The organism is Burkholderia stagnalis (assembly GCF_902830275.1).
In the GTDB taxonomy this organism is placed as follows: domain Bacteria; phylum Pseudomonadota; class Gammaproteobacteria; order Burkholderiales; family Burkholderiaceae; genus Burkholderia; species Burkholderia stagnalis.
In genome coordinates this window covers 1-20,198 of the sequence record NZ_CADESW010000023.1, presented here as the reverse complement: position 1 = coordinate 20,198, position 20,198 = coordinate 1, and the positions used below count along the sequence as shown (strand labels likewise).

Below are 20,198 nucleotides of genomic sequence, written 5' to 3'. Positions count from 1 at the left end.
AACCTGCTACTATAACGGCTTTTCGAGACCGTCGTTCGGGGCTCCCGACCTTTGCAGCAGCTGTCAGCAAGGCGGCCGCGCACGCCGGGATGGCCGCCGCGCCACACGGCCTTGCGTGCGCCGCAACGGCTTGCCGACGGCTCGCGCCGCGCCCGGCCGATCGCCCGGGCCACGGCGCTGATCTTCCGCCGTCCGCCGCCGGGCGGCCATTCCGATCATTCGAAATTCATTCCCGATGTCCAATCCGTCCGCCACGTCTTCCCGCATGAGCGCGCCCGAGTTGCGCGCGACCACGTCGCTCGCGGCGATCTTCGCGCTGCGCATGCTCGGCCTGTTCATGATCATGCCGGTATTCTCGGTCTACGCGAAAACCATTCCGGGCGGCGACAACGTGCTGCTCGTCGGCATCGCGCTCGGGGCCTACGGCGTCACGCAGTCGCTGCTCTACATCTTCTACGGCTGGGCGTCCGACAAGTTCGGCCGCAAGCCGGTGATCGCCACCGGCCTGGTGATCTTCGCGATCGGCAGCTTCGTCGCCGCGTTCGCGCACGACATCACGTGGATCATCGTCGGCCGCGTGATCCAGGGGATGGGCGCCGTGTCGTCCGCGGTGCTCGCGTTCATCGCCGACCTGACCTCCGAGCAGAACCGCACCAAGGCGATGGCGATGGTCGGCGGGTCGATCGGCGTGTCGTTCGCGGTCGCGATCGTCGGCGCGCCGATCGTGTTCCACTGGGTCGGGATGAACGGGCTGTTCGCGCTGGTCGGCGTGCTGTCGCTGCTCGCGATCGGCGTCGTGCTGTGGGTCGTGCCCAATGCGCCGAAGCCCGTGCACGTGCCGGCGCCGTTCGCCGAGGTGCTGCACAACGTCGAGCTGCTGCGCCTGAATTTCGGCGTGCTCGTGCTGCATGCGACGCAGACCGCGCTGTTCCTCGTCGTGCCGCGCCTGCTCGTCGACGGCGGGCTGCCGGTCGCGTCGCACTGGAAGGTCTACCTGCCGGTAATGGGGCTCGCGTTCGTGATGATGGTGCCGGCGATCATCGTCGCGGAAAAACGGGGCAAGATGAAGCCGGTGCTGCTCGGCGGCATCCTGGCTATCCTGATCGGCCAATTGCTGCTGGGCAGCGCGCCGCATACCATCCTGATGGTGGCGGCGATCCTGTTCATCTATTTTCTCGGCTTCAACATCCTGGAAGCTTCGCAGCCTTCGCTGGTGTCGAAGCTCGCGCCGGGCTCGCGCAAGGGCGCGGCCACGGGCGTGTACAACACGACGCAATCGATCGGGCTCGCGCTCGGCGGCGTCGTGGGCGGCTGGCTGCTGAAGCACGGGGGGGCGAACACGGTGTTTTTTGCCTGCTCTGGCCTCGTCGCCGCGTGGCTTATAATCGCGGCCAGCATGAAAGCGCCGCCGCGCAAGGCCTGACCCTTATCCGGGCTCGCATCGGCGGGGCTTGCCGGGCTGCCCGGCGGGCCGGCTCGACGTGATCCGCGAGCGGCCCGGCATCGAATCTATTGGAGAAACACATGGCATCCGTCAACAAGGTCATCCTCGTCGGCAATCTCGGCGCCGATCCTGAAGTCCGTTACCTGCCGAGCGGCGACGCGGTTGCGAACATCCGTCTCGCGACGACCGACCGCTACAAGGACAAGGCGAGCGGCGAATTCAAGGAAATGACCGAGTGGCATCGCGTCGCGTTCTTCGGCCGCCTCGCGGAAATCGTCAGCGAATACCTGAAGAAGGGTTCGTCGGTGTACATCGAGGGCCGCATCCGCACCCGCAAGTGGCAAGGCCAGGACGGCCAGGACCGTTACTCGACCGAAATCGTCGCCGACCAGATGCAGATGCTCGGCGGCCGCGGCGGTTCGGGCGGCGGCGGTGGCGGTGACGAAGGCGGCTACGGTGGTGGCTACGGCGGCGGTGGCGGTGGCGGCCGTGGCGAGCAGATGGAACGTGGCGGCGGCGGTGGCGGTGGTGGTCGTGCCGGCGGCGCGGCGCGTGGCGGTGGTGGCGGTGCGCCGAGCCGTCCGAGTGCGCCGGCTGGCGGCGGGTTCGATGAGATGGATGACGATATTCCGTTCTAAGTTCTTGTAACCAAAAACTATAAACATCAACCCCGCCTTTGTGCGGGGTTTTGCTTTGTATATTGGGGATTCAGAGCGTTCCCTGACCCGTCACATTCGTCGGAGGGGTACTGCGGCTGCCGGCGATTTTTCGCTCATAACGCAAATCGTCAACTTTAGGTGTTCGCCATATAGAGGGATGAGCTTCCCCGGGTGTTGCCACGAAAAGGTCGTAAACATTGCGTACCTTGAGTCGGCACCGTCAGGGAGAGCGGCACATGCATGTGCGATTTCACGTGGTCACAGTCATGCATCCGGGGGGAGCGCTTTCCAATCCTGCTAGATGCCGAGCGGCAGCCAGTACCGGGGTAACGCTTATCTCATTAAGCGCCTGCGTCCGAGGTTGTCCGTCAACTGTCTCGTCAGGACTTTGCGCGCTCTGGATTGTCTGTGGGCTTGGGCGTCGGAAGCTGAGTTTCCGCTTGAGACGCGTCCTGTCTCCGGCGAAGGTCTGACTCAGGACGAGATCGTCAGTCAGCTTTATCCGTGGTTGCGGCGCAGCTTCCAGACGGCTGGAAAGGTTCGCAAGTTGGTTGTCTCAACAACCACTGTGGCGTTCCGGCTGTGCGCGCAGCGCACGGGCGAGCATGTGGCGATGTTCCGCGACGGCGTGGAGGCCGTGTTCTGGGACAGTGTCGACGAGTGCGCGCATCATTGCCGCGCGCTGCTGGCCGACGTGCTGCGGCGCGAGGCGGTTCGGTGTGCGGGGATGGCGCGGATCCGCGCGATCGGCGCGGGCAACGAGAGCGTCTGTGGGCGGTTCGTGGCTGCCGCGCTCGCGGTCCAGCCGGCGCACGGCCGCACTGCGCCGGTGCAGTGCCTCGATGAGGAGCCAGCGTCGTCATGACCGAATTCCGCAATACCGCCGCGACCGGTTCAAGCCACCACAGGCACTCGACCCTCGTTGGTTCGTGACAGGCACCCGCGGGCGACGCGTAGTTTCCGCGTAGCGGAAACCAAACCGTGCGTGCACGGGGGCCATCGCACTCACGGCGAATCCGCAAAGCGGGCTGGGCGTGGTGGCAGGCATTGCGAAGCGGTAGCTGTGGGAAGTACCGGAGGCTATCCAGCGTATTGCGCTGCGGAATTGACGATCCCCAGTTTGAGAGGAAGTGGCGTTGTGAGCGGCGAACGGCAGGGGGTTAGTGCCGCTTCCTCACAATCCAGCAAGCGGACCTGAGTTAGATCTGATTCCTCTGCTCCCGGCAGGTCTGCCTTCTTTTGCTTACTTTTCTCTGCAGAACGCAAGGAAAAGTGAGTCGCAGCCCCCGAACGGGGATGTGAAACGGTTTTTGGGTTCAAAGGCTGACGCCGCAAAAACCGCAAAAAACAAAGCAGCCGGCGATCAAGGCTACCTCCTGTTCACGACAGAAAGAGCTCTTTCGGTAGGGAAGTGGCCCCGAGCCCGCTCGCCGGCCCCGATCGGCGACAATGCGGGCGATTCCGCTGGGTCCCCCGCATTTGCCCTATGCGGCCTGCCCTGATTCACCGCGAGTTTTTCCTCGACCGCGTGAGCGGGGCATCCAAAGCCAAATCAAAGCGAGTTCGGGAACAATCCAGTCTGTGTCACAGCGGGCCGGCGCGCGCCCCGCGCTTAATGCAAATCACCCCATGCAACTACTCCTGATTGAAGACGACCTTGATTTTGGCAATGCCCTGCAGCTGGCGCTCGCCCAAGCCGATCTACCGACTGTATGGGTGCGCAGGCTGGTAGATGGCAATGCCAATTTGGAAAACCGGGAGTTCGACTGCATCCTGCTCGACCTGAACCTGCCCGATGGCGAAGGCTTCTCCCTGCTGGATCGGATCCGCCGCCGCGGCATTGCCACGCCGGTGCTGGTGATCTCAGCGCGCGAGGCTCTGGACGATCGCTTGCGCGCGCTCAATGGCGGCGCCGACGACTATGTGATCAAGCCGTTCATGATGCCCGAGTTGATCGCGCGCGTGCATGTCCTCGTGCGGCGCTCGGCGGGCCATGCCGCGCCGCGCTGGCAGCTGGGCGAGCTGGAGATCGACACGGTGTCGCAGTCGGTCATGCGCAACGGTGAGTTGATCGGCCTGACCGGGCGTGAATACGCCATTCTGCGCGAGCTGGCGGCTGCCAGTGGCCGTGTGGTTCGGCGCGAGCAATTATGCCTGCGGGTCTGGCCGGACGAGGCAGTGCCCAGTGCCGGCGCGCTGGAGTTCCAGATCCACGCCTTGCGTCGCAAGCTGGGCACCGGCGCAATACGGACCATCCGTGGCGTTGGCTACATGCTGAGCGCGCAATGAAGGCGATCCGGCACTGGTTGGCACGGCTGCCGCTGCTGCGGCTCCTGTGCCAGCCCTCCTTGTTCCGTCGCTTGCTGCTCTGGCAGGCGGCCAGCGTGCTGGTGCTATACAGCCTGGTCACAGTGGGGCTGCTGTGGCGCAGCCAGGCACCGCAAGGCGGCACCCTGGCGCGTGAGTTGTCGATGATCGCGGGCGCCGGCGCCCGATTTGCCAGTCTCGACACCCGGCCGGAGCAGGTCCAGGCCGTGGTCCGGCATCTCCAGGAAGTGGTGGCCGCGCAGGGAATCACGGTCAAATCCCATGAATTCGCGATCCAGATCTGGCGTCGCGACGGCACCTTACTGGCTCGCGACGTGCTCGCCGACACACTGCCCCTGACGCGTCCCAGCAGCGCTCCCGTCGAGACCCGCACGCGGCAAGGCAACTGGTACTGGCTCGGAGCCTGGAGCCCCGACCGGCAGATCTGGGCCGTGGTCGGCCTTTCGCAGGCATTCTATGAGCGTAACAACGCCGAGCTAGCGCATGTGTTCTTGAGCGCGCTGCTGATATTGCATGCGATGCTGCTGTGCGGGCTGTGGCTCGCCACGCGCATGGGACTCAAGCCGTTGGCCAGCTTGTCCGAGCGCATCCGGCAGCGCCCGGCCGATGACCCGTCGCCATTGGCGAGGCAGCGCGACGACCCGCTGGAGCTGGCACCCATCATCGCCGCCCTGGACGCACAGGCTGCACGGGTCGCGCGCCTGCGCAGCGCCGAACGGCGCTTCTTTGCCGACGCCGCCCACGAACTGCGCACGCCGCTGGCGGTGATCAGCGCCCAGGTCCATGTGCTGGCGCAAGAACGCGACCCGGCCCGCCTGGCCCAGTTGCAAGCGGCCCTGCAACGCGGCGTGCAGCGCTCGGCCCAAGTCCTCACCTCAGTACTGACGCTGGCACGGCTGGACGCCCTGGAGCGCGTGCCGCGCAAACTCGCGGTCGACGTGCCCGCGCTGCTGCAGGCGCGCATTGCCGAATATGCGCCTCTGGCAATCGCGAAGGAGCTGGACCTGGGCCTTAAGCCGACCCCCGCTTGCCGGATCGAGGCGGACGAGGACCTGCTGATCAGCGCACTGGACAATCTGATCGCCAACGCTGTCCACTACGTCCCCGCGGGGGGCACAGTCAGCCTGGGCTGCCGCCAACTCGAGGCGTGCACGGAAATTTTCGTGGAAGACAATGGCCGCGGCATAGACCCTGACGAGCGGGAGCGCATTTTCAACCGCTTCGAACGCGGGCGCAGCGCGGCACACACCAGCGGCAGCGGCCTCGGCTTGCCGATCGCGCGCGACGTTGCTCGGCTGCACGGCGGAGATCTGCTTCTGACGTGCCCAGCAACAGGCGGTTGCTGCTTCGTGATGCGCTTGCCGGGGTGAGCGGATTAGATGACCGGATAGCACCAGGACAGCGCCTGGATGCCAACGAGGACATGAAACCTGAGGATATGCGGTGAGACAAAGCAAGCCAAGTAGACCTTTGCCGGCAAGCAAGTGGGCGGCCCTAACGGTAGCCCTGGCGCTAGCCTCGCTTGCGGCGCCCCATGCCTGCGGCGCGCCCGGCGTGCCGGGTGGCAAGCGGCAGCCGGCCCAGACGGCACTTCGCCCCCCTGCGGCCACCGAGCAGACTTATCTGCCTGATGAGAGGTCCTTCCGGGCCATCGTCAAAGGCATGAATACCTTTGCGCAAAACCACGAACTCTCGCCGCAAGGCGTGCTGCGTTTCCGGCTCCATGCGCGCCAGCCCAACATCGCGATGGCGGACATCGCACTGAGCCTGACAAGCAACACTACGCAAGCGCCGCTGCGGGTCGCCCCCGACCTGACGTTCTCGGTACCGCGCGAACAGGCGGCGCTGGATGGCGACGCAATCCTGGTAACCAACAAGCCTGCAGGCAGCCTGGCCTGGCGCCCCGAGGTCCGTACACCCGGCCTGCCGGGCGGCAGCCGGCGCCTTGGAGACCTGCGGCTGGAGTGCCTGGTCGACATCGACAGCGATCCCAGCCGGCCAAGCGAATTGCGCCGGGCCTGCTTAGGCTCGGGAGCCGAAGCCACTTGCCTGGAAGAGCCCGGCCAGTGCCTGGCCCACGCACCCGCCGCGCTTGGCGGCTTCCTGCTAAGTAGCGTGGTTCCCCTGAACGAGGTGAAAACCGCCTATGAGCATGAAGGCTTTCGCTATCTATTCATTGCTGACAGGCCGATCTTCAGCGTCACTCTGCACCACGGCGGCAAACAACTGGTGTTGCCCACCACTTGGCTGTACGGCGGCCTGGCGATGCACAACCCGTTTCACGATGCACCTTACCTTAAAGATCGCTTCTATGAATTGCCCCTGGAACGCAGCAAGTGGCCCGACGACACACTGGTCACATTCGAATACATGGACGATGCCTGAGCCTGACCTGGGCACATATCCGCGCCGGGTGCCGTGGCGCCAGCCGCTACCCAACACTTCGCCAGGCAAGGCATGTGCGATCGTCATGGCCGCGCTGCTGTTGAGCGCATGCGCATCCGCAGGAAACAAGAACGTCGCCGAGATGAGCCGATCCAGCCTGGAGAACCGGATGTCGGGAAGGTCGATGAAAAAGGTAGATATCAGGGACTGGCTTGGCAATACGCAGAACGAAATCCGGTTCGCGAACGGCTCCGAGGTCTGGGTCTACAGCTACCGTAAATCCACGCCCAGCCTGCTGAACTTCTACAGGTACGCTAGCGTCCTGTTGGGCGGCCAGAAAAACGACAGCAAGGAACTCGTGATCCTGTTCGACAAGGAAGGTGCCGTCAGGAAGTGGCGTCTCAGTGAAACGCAGGACCAAGAGCCCACCGGCCTGCTGAACCGGAAAATGTTCCCCAGGAGCGAGACGGTGCGGACCCAGGGCGACCCCGGAGGGCAGATCGGAGCAGGGAGCAGCGAGCCTTTCTGATTTGCAAGATGTTTGCTGCTGTTTGGCCCAGCAGGCATTTGCCCAGTTCCGAGTTTAGTTGGTAGGAGCCCGAGGCTTCCCACCGGGCTTGTCCACGTGTTTGCGGATCATATGTTCAAGACTCTCGACAAGAAGATCTTCGCTACCCTGCTGTTGGCAGGATTGCTGGGCGTGGCAGCTGGCATGCCCTATATGGCCGATATGCTGGCTGTGGCCGGTGCCGGCCCGATTGCTACGGCCGATGTACCGTTGCCGTTGGTGGTGGCACTGGTGCTGGTGCAGAACGGGCTCTTGCTTGCGGTCGTTATTTTCTTGGGGATGCGCTTGTCCGGCAAGGTGGGGCTGCGAATGCCGCTCCTCCAGGCGTGGGCGGAAGGCGGGCGGACACGGTCGCCGGTTGGCTTGCGGGCGGGCCTGCTGGCGGGGGCAATCCTGGGAGTCGTGTTAGTAGCAGTAGATGCGCTGTGTTTTCTCCAGCATGTTCCCGCGCAAATGCAGTCGCTGTTCAGGGTGCCGCTGTGGAAGCGCTTACTGGCAGGCGTTCTGTATGGCGGGCTGACCGAGGAACTTCTGATGCGTTTGTTTGTGCTGTCGTTCCTGGTCTGGCTAGTGGGGAGATGGTGGAAACAGGCTGATGGCATGCCCGCTCCCGGGGCGTTCTGGGCAGCAATTGGCCTTGTGGCGCTGCTTTTCGGACTGGCGCACCTACCGGCAACGGCCGCCGTGGTTCCTCTGACGCCAATGTTGGTGTTGCGAGCACTGGTGCTGAATGGTATCGGAGGCGTCGTGTTTGGCTTCCTGTACTGGCGGCGCGGCCTGGAGGCGGCCATGCTGGGCCATATGGCGGCGCATGGAGTACTCCAGATTCCCGGCTTTTTGCTGCTGAATCGCATGCTCTGAGTAGCACATGCCACGCTTACCGAAAACCCGCAAAAAATCTTGCGGGAAGCGCCTCAATCGGGCCGGCGTCGAAGACATCCAGCGCCACGGCGGCGGCCTCGGCCGTCGGCGCCCGGTAGACCTCCTTGAGCGCGGCGGCGGCCGCCTTGCGATCTTTCCAGCTCACGAAGTCCAGCGAGTTCCGGATCGGGTGCACGATGCAGGTCTGAACCGTCGTTTCCGGGAACACGGAATTGATCGCTTCCGGGAAGCCCTTCAGCCCGTCGACCACGGCAATCAGAATGTCCTGCACGCCTTGCAGTTTCAGATCGTTGACGACCCGCAGCCAGAACTCGGCACCCTCGGTCTGCTCGATCCAGAGGCCGAGCACGTCGCGTGTGCCGTCGCGGCGCACGCCCAGCGCCAGGTAGATCGCCTTGTTGCGAACCATGCCTTCATCACGGATCTTGACGCGCAAGGCGTCGAAGAACACCACCGGATACATCGGCTCGAGCGGCCGCTGCTGCCATTCACGCACTTCGTCGATCACCGCGTCGGTCACCGTGCTGATGAAGTCCGGCGATACCTCGATGCCGTCCATCTCCAGCAGGAAGCCCTGTATCTACCCCACGCTCATGCCGCGCGCGTACATCGCGATGATCTTGTCGTCGAACCCGGTAAAGCGCCGCTCGCCCCTGGCGATCAATACCGGATCAAAGGTGCCTTCTCGGTCGCGCGGAATCTCGACGTCGAGCAGGTCGTCGTCGGTCGCAACGCGCTTGCGGCTCGTGCCGTTGCGGTGGTTTGTGGTGCCAGCCGGCTTGGCTTCGCCCTTCTCGCAGCCCAGGTGGTGGGTCAACTCACCGCCCAGTGAGCGCTCGAAGATCGCTTTCTTGAGCGCGGCCAGTTGCTCGTTGATCGTCGCCCGGTCCAGCGTCCCGGGCGCCAGTTGCTTGATCAGTTCCGGGTCAAGGTTAAGGCCCTAGCCCGGTTCTATCGTCGCTTCTTCCTTGCGTTTGCGTGGCATAAAAGTGGCTCCTTGGCCGCCAGTTTATGCCTCACACACAAAAGATCGGATAGGCTCACCTCAACTGCTCGAACCGCCCGGTTTGGGCCCGCATGCCGTGTGGTGTGGGAGGGGCTCGGTCAGATATCTGACCGCCCCTATCCCGATTTCCTCGCAGCGAGTTCAACATCGCACCGCAGCCGGCAGTCAAAGCGGCACGGCCGCCCCCCATCTCGGCATCGTCGCGGCGAAGCCATGAGCGATTCCCGATTGCCGGTGCGCGGCCAGGCCGCGCAGCGTATTGGCTGAGCCGGTCTCGAGCCACCGCGCGGCCAGCCCGATCATGCGCACATGTTGATCGATCCACGCATAGGGTTCGCGCGCGGCCATCGCTTGCAGGTGTTGCGCATGTTGCAGCGCGCGCCCGGGCCGCCTTTCCAGCAAAGCGAGCTCGGCCGCCGCGAGATGAAAGCGCAGCGCGTTATGCGCGAGGCACTGCTGCGTCAGCAGCGCTGCGCCCTTGGCGAGCGCGCGCTCGCGCAGCGCGGGCTCCGGTGCGATCAGCGCGATGCTGCCTTGCACCCACGGCCCGATATAGCGCTGCAGGTGCAACTGCTCGACCAGGGTCGCGGCCTGCGCGATCAATCGCCAGGCCAGCGGTTCGTCGCCGCGACGCAGCGCCAGTCGGGCCGCCGTCTCCAGCAGCATCGGCTCGAAGCGGCTCGTGCCGATTTGCCGCGCGAGTGCGAGCGCACGCTCCACCCCGTCCTGGGCTCGATCGTCCTGTCCGGCGTCGCTCGACACCCATGCGGAAGTGAGGCGCGCGAAGACTTCGGCGCGCCGGTTGCCGATCCGGGCGCTACGCGCAACGGCCTCTTCGCAGTCGTTCAATGCCTGCTCGTGCAGGCCCAGGTACGACGCTGCCGAACCGCGTGCCGCGAGGTTGCCGGCGGCGACATGCGGAACGTCGTGCCGTTCGCAACGTCGGATGCACCGATCGTAGATCGCATAGGCTCGCCACATCCGCCCCTGAGCGTAGTACGAGTCGCCGATCCCGCTCAGTGCCAGGGCCTCGCTCTGCGAGTGCCGGGCCCGTCTCGCGTGGCGTAATGCCTCGCGATGCAACTGCCGGCACAGCACGTAATCGCCCTGCGGAAAATGAATGTTGCCGCGCAGCTGCAGCAATTGCGCCAGTTCGGCATGCGCGCCGATCACGCGGGCGAGCGGCAACGTCTCGTCGATCAACCGCTCCTCGTCTGCGAGGCGATCGAGCGCGTTGAGCACCGGCGCCAGCCGGAGCACGCCCTCGATGCGCGCCGCCGGCGAAGTAGCGAGATCCAGCGCGGCCTGAAAGCAGTCGCGTGCATCGTTCATCTGCCCAAGGCCGGCGCATGCCTGTCCGCGCAGCGACGCAAGCTGATGACGTTCCGCGGCATGCGTCGCGAAACCCTCGCACAGCCTGCTCAACTCCAGGGCCGGTGCGTAGTGATAGGCGTCGAGCTTCTCGCGCATGGCCGCCAGCAGCGCACCGCACGCACCCGCATCGCCCGAGCGCGCCAGATGCTGCGCATGCAGGGCCAGGTCGGTGCCCGCGTACAACGCAGCCACCGCGCGATGCAGCCGCTGACGCGCAGCGGCGGGGATGCTCTCGTACACGCATTGCATGACGAGGTCGTGCACGAACGCATAGGCACCGGCATCGACCTCCTTGACCATCATTTGCCGCACCTCCTGCTCCGGCACATAGGCCGGGTCGCCGAGCGCGCGGCGCAGCGACGCGAGCTCGAAACGGTGGCCAAACACCGCGGCATGGCGCAGCGCATTGCGCGCCGGGGGCGACAGCCGGTCGACGCGCGTCTGGACCAGGTGGCGCAGGCTGTCGGGAAACGCGCTCTCGTGGTTGGCCAGCAACTGCGTCAGATAAAGCGGGTTACCTTGCGCGCGCTCGATACAGGCGGCGCGGTAGGCCGGATCGACGTCGGCAAACTGCGCGGCCAGCGATACGGCTTCGCGCGGCCGCAGCGGCGCAAGATCGAGCACGCTCAGCGCGGAGGCCAGATTCGGCCGCAGCATCGCGTCGAGCGGGTCGCCCTCCTGGCGCGAGGTCAGCAGCCAGACGATGGGGGCGTCCGCTGTCGCCGCGATCAGCTTGCCCAGCAGCGCGAGCGTCTGCGCGTCGCCCCAATGCAGATCCTCGATGCTGATCAGCAAAGGGCGTTGAATCGCTTGCCGCAGCATCAAGTGACCGAGCGCCGCGCGCAGCCCGTCGTGGCGTTCGCGATCGCTCATCTCCGCATAGCGCAAGCGTTGCGCCGCATCGACGGGCGCCACTGCCAGCAATGCCTGGAGGAAGACGCGCAATTCCGGCGGCAGCTTCAGGTTTTCGAACGCCGCCGCGGCCATCGGCGCGTAGCCGGTGTCTGCCGGCTCGGCGCTGGCCGGCAAGGATGCCAGGCTGCATGCCAGTTGCGTGAGCAGCACCGAGCCGTTGTCTACGCCGAAATCATGGAATGCGCCGTCGTGGCAAAGAAAGCCTTCCTGCCGCGCCATCTCGCGGAAGGCTTCGAGCAGCCGCGTCTTGCCGATGCCCGCCATGCCGCGGACGTAGATCACGTGGCCATCCTGGCATTCGAGCACGGCATCCAGCACGGCGCGGAACTGAAGCACCTCGACGGCTCGTCCCGCCATGCCGCGAAAGGTCGTTTCGCCCGACTCCCGAACCCGCAGGCAGGTCCGGTATCGCAGCGAAACCGGTGCGGCCTTGGAGAATTCGAACCACGGCGATAGCTGTTCCACCAGCGTGTGAGCGACATGAACCTTCGGCTCGTCCGATATCGGGCCGAGCAGTTCGTTCGGCGGCAGGGGCCCGATCGGCTCGCCCCAACGCTGCAGCTCGAGCACGAGCGGTTGACGAACATCGACCCATCGGGCGCGCAACAGCGCCATCGCGCAAAGCAGTGCGCGTCGGCTGTCGCTGCCGTGCGCGAGCGATATGCCGAAGCACGCGGTCATATGGGCGTCATGCTGCGCCTCTCCGCCGAACTGGCGGATCAGCGCGGAGAGTTGTCGCAGCGGTATCGAGGAGCGGGGCGCGAAGTGCAGCACCACGCCGTAGCGAATGACTTCCTCGCCCGGAAGGTCCGCGGATCGGGCGGCGGGCGGGGCCGGTTCCGTGCGCTTTTCGTTCGGGCCGGCTGCCGCGCCGACCTGGCCGATCAACGTGTCGATCTCGACGCCGAACATGCTCGCCAGATGACGCGCGGTACGGTACAGCACCGGCTTGCCGGTTTCGGCCCGCTTGATCGACGCCACCGATACGCACAGGCGCCGATCGAGGCACGCATAGGCGAGTGTTTCCTGGCTGAAGCCCTGCGTCTTGCGCAGGTTTTTGAGCACGCCGGGATCGAGCAGTACTCGGCCGTCCTGTACGGTAAAAGCAGCTTCTCGCATCGTCGAAAGAAAAATGAAAGAAGGCGCAATGGCTTACCAGACAGGCGCATGGCGCGTAATGCCCATTGTACTGCGGTCGCTTTATGCGTTTGGGCGACGAATACGGGCCGTGAATTGACCGCGTGAAGCTGATACCGAACTGATACTGCCGGGGATTCGGGCGGCTTCTAGACTGGCTTTGTTGTTCCAATTCCGCAACCCGGGGGCGTGCACGTTGCGGATCCTATTAAAGCCATGACGGGGAATATCATGAATGACCGTATCAAGGATGCAGCGTTGGCGAAGCCGGAAGCACGGGATGTCGTGGGCGGCATCAACATGCTCGGCTGCGGGCTGAATGCACTGAATTGGGCGAGCAGCGTGGTCGAGTTGAACCACGTGCTCGATGCCAAGGCCGACGAGCAGACGAAGACGATCGACGGCATCGGTTATACGATAGGCGCCCGTGTCGAATTCACGCGGGATACCACCAGCACGACGGAAATTCATACGTTTGAATCGAGCGCCGAATATCACCATAAAAGCAGCCTGAAAGCCAATGCAAAAGGGAGTTACGGCATGTTTTCCGGCGGGTTCGATACGACCTTCTCCCGCCAGGTATCCGTTCTCAACGAGCATTACGCGGCGGTATACAGCCAGTCCGAGCGGCTTTGGACGCTGCAGGTCAAGAACATCGAATCGAATTTGCACCGAGACTTCGTCAGCAGGGTGGAAGCGCTGCCCAAGCTCGCGGAGGATTTCGGCAATATCGACAAGTTCGTGCAGTTCTTCAAGGACTTCGGGACGGACGTGGTGACCGCGGTCACGGTTGGCGGCCACCTGACCTATTCCATCCTCGTCGATAAATCGTCGGTGACGAAGAAGGATGACCTGAGTGCATCGGTTTCGCTCGGGTACGGCGCGTTCGTCGCGAACGCGTCGACCTCGATCAGCGAGGAAGCGAAGCACCAGGCGAAATCGCAGCACGCGATCCTTAAGACGTCAGGCGGCGACGTGGGCATCCGCTTCGACTACACCCAGCCGTCCAATTGCCATGCGGAATTCCAGAACTGGCGCAAAAACCTGTCGAAGGCGCCACGGGTCGTGGACGTGGTGCTGAGGCCGATCAACGAATTCGTGCCGCAGCGCTGCGAAGAGCAGGCGAAGGCGCTGTTGCGGGCCCGGGAATGGTATCTCGAGAACGAGGCGACGATTCTGGCCGACTGGGAAGAGTCGTATATCTCCGTGCGCAACACGTCGACGCAGGCTGCCGGCCCGCGCTTGCGCGCCAGCCAGGGCGGTACCCCCGCACTGCATGTCGTGATCGTCGGAAAGGACCGGAAAGTGCGCGTCGACGAAAAGCTTGATGCGCCCCGGCGAGATGCCGGCTCCGACGCATTCGACGCTTTCTGGCAACGCGCGGCGAGCCTGCTGGCCGGCGTGACCGACCGTCATGAAATGGTGCTGCTCGCGACCGAACGCTGGCCTCGCGATTCGCGCTACTACCCGTCGAGCAAGATGCACGCGCAACTGCTTGCGCATGGCGCCAGCATGCAGACGCTGGAACGCTGGCGCAAGCTCGTCCAGGACATGCAGCCGTGCGGCATTGCCGGCATGACGTATGTGCTGGCCGGCAGGGGGCTGTTGCCGGAAGTCACGGATTTCGTGGTCGCCGGCTTCGGCACCCCGCATCAAAACAATATTCGCCCAACGGTTCGGGTTTCGGCGCGCTTCATCGCGGAGAGTGCGGAGAAGACGCACATGCTGATCACGAACCATCGCGAGGAGACCAACACCAAGCTGCATACCATCGCGAATGTCGACGGGGACAAGCTGGCGCTGGCGTCCGGCACGCAGGACAAGACCCGTATCGAAATGGTGAAGGCGGGGCGCCAAACGACCGACGGCGACACGTACCTCGGGCAGTACTGGTATCTCCTTCGGTGGTCGCGGCCTTATCCGGAGATCACGAATTCGCACATCCTGATCAATTTCGAAACGGGCGCCTGCCTGCAAGGGATGGCAGCCGATCACAGCGATTGCAGGCTGTTTCCGTTCGGCGACGACGATCGCCAGCAGCAGGACGACGTGATCTGGGATGTGCGCAGCAACCCGGCGACGCATTTCCTGCTGGTGCATCATTTCAACCAAAACCTCGACCTCACCCAGGTCGGCACTTCGGCGGCAATCAGGCACTGGCGAGAAAACTTCATGGTCTGGACGCTGCGGGAGCTCGACAACTTCCGGTGGTAAGACCGGCAACCGGCGATGAGCCGGTGCATATCATCAGCGAAGCGCGGCGCTGCCGCGCTTCGCGTCATTCCAGTTCATCTCCCGGGATCTTCCATGGCCGCGTCCTATCTCGACCCCGTGCTGTTCATCGCCGAAGGCGACGCCTACCCGCTCGACTGCGCGCGGTTTCCCTACCTCTACAACAATCAGGGCCGATGCGAGCAGTACGCGCAGCCGCGAGGCACGGAGATCGCGCTCGCGCCCGACGACCCGCTGCAGGACATGGGCACGCGATACACCGGCATCAGCTGGCGCGAAAAGCGCATTCCAACGCGTGATGGCGGCTACCTGATCAAGGCATTCGATTTCGGCGCCGAGCTGGTCGAGTACCGGCCGCTCCGGGCCACGCAGGCGACGGCGCAGGCGTTCGGCATGACCTTGCTGCGCGCCGGCGAGTGCATCCGTTTCGAATACGACGGGCTCGTATGCGGGCAGTACACGTATGGCCAATGGGCAGGCCACCAGTCGCCGTATCTCGAGCCCGGGCGGCGACGCGAGCTGCTGACGTACAACCCGACGGACCTCGAGTACCACGACTTTCCGCATGTGTTCTTTTCGCGTCATCGCAGCGTGCCGCTGGTGATCAGCGTTGCCCGCTGGCGGCCTTACGCACACGAGATCAGTCTGGCCGACTTGTGGCTTGCACCGGGCGATGCGCTGGTCCTGCCGCCGCAACGCTTTCCCGAGCCGCTTCCTGCGGGCGCGGCGAACCATGATGCGCGGCGGGCGGTCGTCAATTTGCATGGCAACCGCAATTCGGCGCTGGCGTGCCGGTTGCTGGGCGGCGAGCACGCGTTGCTCACCGAGACGATCCTCGGCAACGCGGATGTGATGCAGGGCGCGACGACACGGCCGCATTACCACGAGGAGCAAACGCCGACCCGACATACGCAGCCGGCGCGCGGCGGCGACTGACTTCACAGACCCATCGCACGGTACGTCCCTGCTGCGGTCCTGCCGAAATTTCCGGCAAAGCCGCCGCGCTGCATGCGCGTGACGGCGGCGAGAACCGGGACGACGAACGTCCCGGGCAATGACGCCAGTGAAATCCGGTCGATTGACGTCCATGCTCCCGGCGCAAAAAATGAATTCGAACGTTACGCCGGCGTATTTCCCTGAAGTGACGCATGTCGATCGCCATTTTGGCGCTGGAGTTCATCATGCCTTTGATTTTTCACGATCCCGTCGTTGTCAATACCGATAGCAGTCCTGCCGATCAATTCGTCGAGAGCGCAGGCGCCGGTTTCGATCTGGGATATACCGAACCGAGCTACATGGGAACCGTCGCGTTGCAGCGCAGGACCCGCTTCGGCGCCGCGCCGCCCGTGACGATTCCGTTGCACGACGTGGCGATCACGCCGATCGGCGGGGCCCATGGCGGCTACCGCGCGTCGGTCGGCGCGGTGCACAACCACGATTTCTCATGGCGGATCGAGCTGCCGCCGAAACCTGGCGACCAGTACATCGTCAACGGCAACGTCCGTCTCGGCTGGAAATCGAAAGCCTATCCGATCGACCGGGTGCTCACGCTGTGCCGCGAATTCAAGCGCCAGTTCCCCGCCCGTTTCAGCGACCCCCTGCCCGATGCGACGCAGTACAGCAGCGGCATCGTCTATCTGCTGCCCGCGCCATCGGTCAAGTCGTTCTTCGATCACATCGAGAATCATGAATATCAGCATGTGGCCGATCACCGCTGGCTGGCGGAGCAGATATTCGGCCCGATCGACCGTTGGGCCCAGGTCGCAAGGCAAAAGAACCTCGTATTCGAATCCGACAGCCGTACCGAATTGCTGGCCGCGGTCCAGTTTCCGGGAAACTGCGCGATCAGCGGGACGCGCATCTACGAGTATTGGCAGAAATGTATCTCCGCAAGCGGGGATCTGTATCACCATACGGCGGCAGGCGCCGCTCCGAACGTGACGCTGATGCGATATCACGGCAGCAACAACGATCCGCGGATCCTCGTCGTCGTATTCGAGATCTCGGCCGCGCAGCCGATCGGCGACACCGGCCTGTATTCGCCGCCGCACCAAGCATTCGCGCTGAGCGGAGCCGGGCGCGCGCTGGACGGGAACGAGCCGCCGCTGCAATACGGGACCGTCGTCGATCGCACGATCCGCACGCCCGACGTCGCGGGCGCGGCGGATCACGCGGTATTCGCGATCGGCGGCGGCCCGGTGGTCGATCTCGATACGAGTTCGCTGTATCGGGATGACGCGAAGAAGTGATCGACGAACGCCACGCGTGCGCCGGCCGGCAGGTTGCGAACCGGTGCGCGCGTGGGCGGCCCGCGGCGGCGTCGCGGGCTCCCGAGCGGGCCGACAGGCCGGGTTCGGGATGCGAGCGGCGGGATCCGCGCCCGTCCGCGTTTCGCGAACGCGTCGCGCCCCGCCATGCATCGGCAGTCCCATCGAGTCATGCGAGGCACCCATGCCCTACGTCATTCAGAACGTGCAAGGTCCTGCGCCGCTGGCGGTTGGCGAGCGTATCTGGGGAGACGCGACGGAAATCAACTTCGGCGCGATGACGAGCTGCATCGCGATCGTCGAGCAGACGCCGGGCCAGTCGATGTCGGTGCGCGGAATCCACCTGTCGATCGTCAGCGGCGACGGCACGCCGGTCTACGATCCGGCGTCGAACGTGGCCGGACAGGTCGACACGATCATGCAGCAGAGCGGCAACCTGCGCGCGTGCCTCGGGCGCATCGACGTCTGGCAGGCCGGCCAGTCGCACGCATTGCGGGACTTCTTCGCCGGGCTGATGCGGAGCCTCGACATGACGACCTGGGTGCAGTTGCCGGACGGCAACCTGCGGGTGCGGTTCAACAGCGGCGTGATCCAGTACCGGCAGGGCAGCGGCGCGTGGACCGACGTGTAGCCGGGCGGGACGCGCGGCGGCCCCGGCCGGCCGCGCGCATCGCGCACTTTTTCCGGTGCATTGACGTGCGGCAGTGAACGGCGCAAAAGTCGCGCGACGTCATGCGGCCGCCATTATTGTTCGACTATGCTTTATGTTTTGGCGCTTCGACCAAGGGGGGGACCATGCGGCGTGTCGTGTTCAACCAGAAAGGTGGCGTAGGCAAGTCGACGATCGTCTGCAACCTCGCCGCGATCAGCGCGAGCGAAGGGCTGCGCACGCTCGTCATCGACCTCGACGCGCAGGCGAACTCGACCCAGTACCTGCTCGGCGAGCGCGCCGCGGATACGGCCCCGACCGTCGCCGACTTCTTCGAGACCGCGCTGACGTTCAACTTCCGGCCGGTCGACGTTGCATCGTTCATCCATTCGACCCCGTTCGAGAACCTCGACGTGATGCCCGCGCATCCCGATCTCGACGCGCTGCACGGCAAGCTCGAATCGCGCTACAAGATCTACAAGCTGCGCGACGCGCTGAACGAGCTCGACGCGTACGACGCGGTGTACATCGACACGCCGCCCGCGCTGAACTTCTATACGCGCTCCGCGCTGATCGCGGTCGAGCGCTGCCTGATCCCGTTCGACTGCGACGACTTCTCGCGCCGCGCGCTGTATACGCTGCTCGAGAACGTGAAGGAGATCCAGCAGGACCACAACGCGGCGCTCGAAGTGGAAGGGATCGTGATCAACCAGTTCCAGCCGCGCGCGAGCCTGCCGCAGCGGCTCGTCGACGAGCTGGTCGGCGAAGGGCTGCCGGTGCTGGCGTCGCGGCTGTCGTCGTCGGTGAAGATCCGCGAATCGCATCAGCAGGCGACCCCCGTCATTCATCTCGAGCCGGGCCACAAGCTCGCGCAGGAATTCCGCGCGCTGCACCAGGAACTGGCCGGCTGACGCCGCGTTCGCGGCCGCGCATCGCGACCCGCCCCCAGAGCGCGATATGACCCCGCATTGCGGGGTCGATGCATTTCGTCTTTTCCCGAATTTTGAAAATGAATGTGAAAACGATTCCGAATAACAATTTGGAAAATCGATTTCATTTGTGTGATTTCACCCATAAACATGTTGTGCATGAGCGTGCACCAATTGCGAATAATCAATATAAGCGACACGTAAATGTTCCCTTTCAGTAGGCATGGCGTGCGGTAAGAAAGTCAAAAATCGTTTCAATGCAAGCGATTGTCACGTGTCCCCTAAAAAAATTACCGCCCGACCCGGTTGGCGGGGGATCTGGCGTGTTAGGGTTTATCCTAGGCATTAATGCCACTGGATTGACAATTTATCGTTCTAGAATGGGCGCTCTAAACTTCGCGCATTCAATGAGGGATGTGCGATAAATTAAGGATCGGGCGAATGGTCCGATTTTCTTTTTTCCTCCATTAACTCTCGCATTGTTACCAGGAGCGTGCAGATGTCCGTTTTCGCCCAAGAAAAACTCATTGCCGATTACCAGGCCGGCGTTGCTGCCTGGTTCGCTGCCGCGCACCCGGCGCTCCGCGGTTTCGAGGCGGTGGTCGACCTCAACCTGCAGGCGACCAAGGCCGCGCTCACGGAGTACGAAGACACCCTGAAGGACGCCTTCACCGGGCAGAACCCGGCGGAATTCTTCACGCGCCAGCTCGGCGCATCGCAGCAGGCGGTCACCAAGGTCGCATCGTATGGCCGCCACCTGTTCGACATCGCGACGACCACCCAGGCCGAATTCGCGAAGATCGCGCAGGTGCAGTACGAGCAGAACGACAAGCGCCTGAAGGATCTGCTCGGCGAGCTGACGAAGCATGCGCCGGCCGGTTCGGCGCCGGTCGTTGCCGCGCTGAATTCGGCGCTGTCTGCGGCGAGCGTCGCGGCAGAAACGGTGCGCGCGGCGACGGGCCAGGTGATCGAGGCCGCGCAGAGCGGCTTCGACGCGGTCGGCGCAGCGGCGCGCACCGGCAAGCCGGCAGCCGCCGCCCGCAAGGACGCAGCCCCGCGCGAAGCGGCGGCGTAACCCCGCGTCGCGCTTCGGCGCAACGCACCGACCGGCGCGATCCGCAGCCGGATGCCGCGTGTGCCGCGCGGGGTCCGGCGGCGATCTTCGCCGGCCGCCGTTCTCCACGGCGGACACGCGCGCAACCGCGTCCGGCACCGGACGCCGTTGCGGCGGCGAGCAAGGCCCGACCGGCGCGAGCCGGCGGCGCAACAGCAATGTGACTCTGATGCAGGAATCGAACATGACGGACGTAGTGATCGTATCGGCCGCGCGGACCGCGGTCGGCAAATTCGGCGGCGCTCTCGCGAAGATCGCGGCGCCGGAGCTGGGCGCAACGGTGATCCGCGCGGTGCTGGAGCGCGGCGG

General features: G+C 64.5%; 16 protein-coding genes and 1 pseudogene. 15 read left to right on the top strand and 2 right to left on the bottom strand.

What is annotated here, in order from left to right; genetic code table 11:
* Window positions 1-235 precede the first annotated feature (235 nt).
* The 8 genes from HWY45_RS29795 (at window position 236) to HWY45_RS29760 (ending at window position 8,245) form a co-directional block, all read left to right on the top strand.
* The gene (locus tag HWY45_RS29795; protein ID WP_059885328.1) at window positions 236-1,423 is read left to right on the top strand and encodes an MFS transporter; all 1,188 of its coding nucleotides are present in this window, start codon (window positions 236-238) and stop codon (window positions 1,421-1,423) included.
* A 101-nt stretch (window positions 1,424-1,524) separates the two neighbouring features.
* Complete coding sequence (locus HWY45_RS29790) at window positions 1,525-2,082, top strand: single-stranded DNA-binding protein (protein WP_059885330.1); 558 nt, start codon at window positions 1,525-1,527, stop codon at window positions 2,080-2,082.
* Window positions 2,083-2,404: 322 nt separating this feature from the next.
* Complete coding sequence (locus HWY45_RS29785; protein WP_059885333.1) at window positions 2,405-2,968, top strand: glycosyltransferase; 564 nt, start codon at window positions 2,405-2,407, stop codon at window positions 2,966-2,968.
* Between the two features lie 764 nt (window positions 2,969-3,732).
* The gene (locus HWY45_RS29780) at window positions 3,733-4,392 is read left to right on the top strand and encodes a response regulator (RefSeq protein ID WP_059885335.1); all 660 of its coding nucleotides are present in this window, start codon (window positions 3,733-3,735) and stop codon (window positions 4,390-4,392) included.
* A complete protein-coding gene (locus tag HWY45_RS29775) occupies window positions 4,389-5,801 on the top strand; it encodes a sensor histidine kinase (RefSeq protein ID WP_059885337.1) in 1,413 nt (470 codons plus the stop codon). The genes HWY45_RS29780 and HWY45_RS29775 overlap by 4 nt, the downstream gene beginning before the upstream one ends.
* A gap of 73 nt (window positions 5,802-5,874) precedes the next feature.
* The gene (locus HWY45_RS29770) at window positions 5,875-6,816 is read left to right on the top strand and encodes a hypothetical protein (RefSeq protein WP_124517994.1); all 942 of its coding nucleotides are present in this window, start codon (window positions 5,875-5,877) and stop codon (window positions 6,814-6,816) included.
* Window positions 6,817-6,901: 85 nt separating this feature from the next.
* Window positions 6,902-7,345 (top strand): hypothetical protein, encoded by a 444-nt coding sequence (locus HWY45_RS29765; RefSeq protein WP_059885341.1) that lies wholly within the window; start codon window positions 6,902-6,904, stop codon window positions 7,343-7,345.
* Window positions 7,346-7,456: 111 nt separating this feature from the next.
* The gene (locus HWY45_RS29760; RefSeq protein WP_059885342.1) at window positions 7,457-8,245 is read left to right on the top strand and encodes a CPBP family intramembrane glutamic endopeptidase; all 789 of its coding nucleotides are present in this window, start codon (window positions 7,457-7,459) and stop codon (window positions 8,243-8,245) included.
* A 58-nt stretch (window positions 8,246-8,303) separates the two neighbouring features.
* Here the strand turns inward: HWY45_RS29760 and HWY45_RS29755 are convergent.
* Both HWY45_RS29755 and HWY45_RS29750 read right to left on the bottom strand, forming a co-directional pair.
* A pseudogene (locus tag HWY45_RS29755) lies at window positions 8,304-9,185 on the bottom strand (IS256 family transposase); the annotation flags it as partial.
* 252 nt (window positions 9,186-9,437) lie between these two features.
* Window positions 9,438-12,626, bottom strand: coding sequence for an ATP-binding protein (locus tag HWY45_RS29750; RefSeq protein WP_196481766.1), 3,189 nt, complete (start codon window positions 12,624-12,626; stop codon window positions 9,438-9,440).
* 303 nt (window positions 12,627-12,929) lie between these two features.
* Between HWY45_RS29750 and HWY45_RS29745 the strand changes: the two genes are divergently transcribed.
* The 7 genes from HWY45_RS29745 to HWY45_RS29715 all read left to right on the top strand — a co-directional run.
* Window positions 12,930-14,912 carry an MAC/perforin domain-containing protein gene (locus HWY45_RS29745; protein WP_059960107.1) on the top strand — a complete coding sequence of 661 codons (1,983 nt, stop codon included), beginning with the start codon at window positions 12,930-12,932 and terminating at the stop codon, window positions 14,910-14,912.
* 93 nt (window positions 14,913-15,005) lie between these two features.
* On the top strand, window positions 15,006-15,866 hold the full coding sequence (locus HWY45_RS29740; RefSeq protein ID WP_059885350.1) for a hypothetical protein: 861 nt from the start codon (window positions 15,006-15,008) through the stop codon (window positions 15,864-15,866).
* A 245-nt stretch (window positions 15,867-16,111) separates the two neighbouring features.
* On the top strand, window positions 16,112-17,179 hold the full coding sequence (locus HWY45_RS29735) for a hypothetical protein (protein ID WP_150999104.1): 1,068 nt from the start codon (window positions 16,112-16,114) through the stop codon (window positions 17,177-17,179).
* Between the two features lie 202 nt (window positions 17,180-17,381).
* On the top strand, window positions 17,382-17,828 hold the full coding sequence (locus HWY45_RS29730; protein WP_059885354.1) for a hypothetical protein: 447 nt from the start codon (window positions 17,382-17,384) through the stop codon (window positions 17,826-17,828).
* 164 nt (window positions 17,829-17,992) lie between these two features.
* Window positions 17,993-18,757, top strand: a complete 765-nt coding sequence (locus HWY45_RS29725) for a ParA family protein (protein WP_059566571.1) — start codon at window positions 17,993-17,995, stop codon at window positions 18,755-18,757.
* 517 nt (window positions 18,758-19,274) lie between these two features.
* Window positions 19,275-19,850, top strand: a complete 576-nt coding sequence (gene phaP, locus HWY45_RS29720; protein WP_059885356.1) for a TIGR01841 family phasin — start codon at window positions 19,275-19,277, stop codon at window positions 19,848-19,850.
* Window positions 19,851-20,073: 223 nt separating this feature from the next.
* Window positions 20,074-20,198: thiolase family protein (locus tag HWY45_RS29715; protein ID WP_457766427.1), on the top strand; the 125-nt coding region annotated here is incomplete at its 3' end.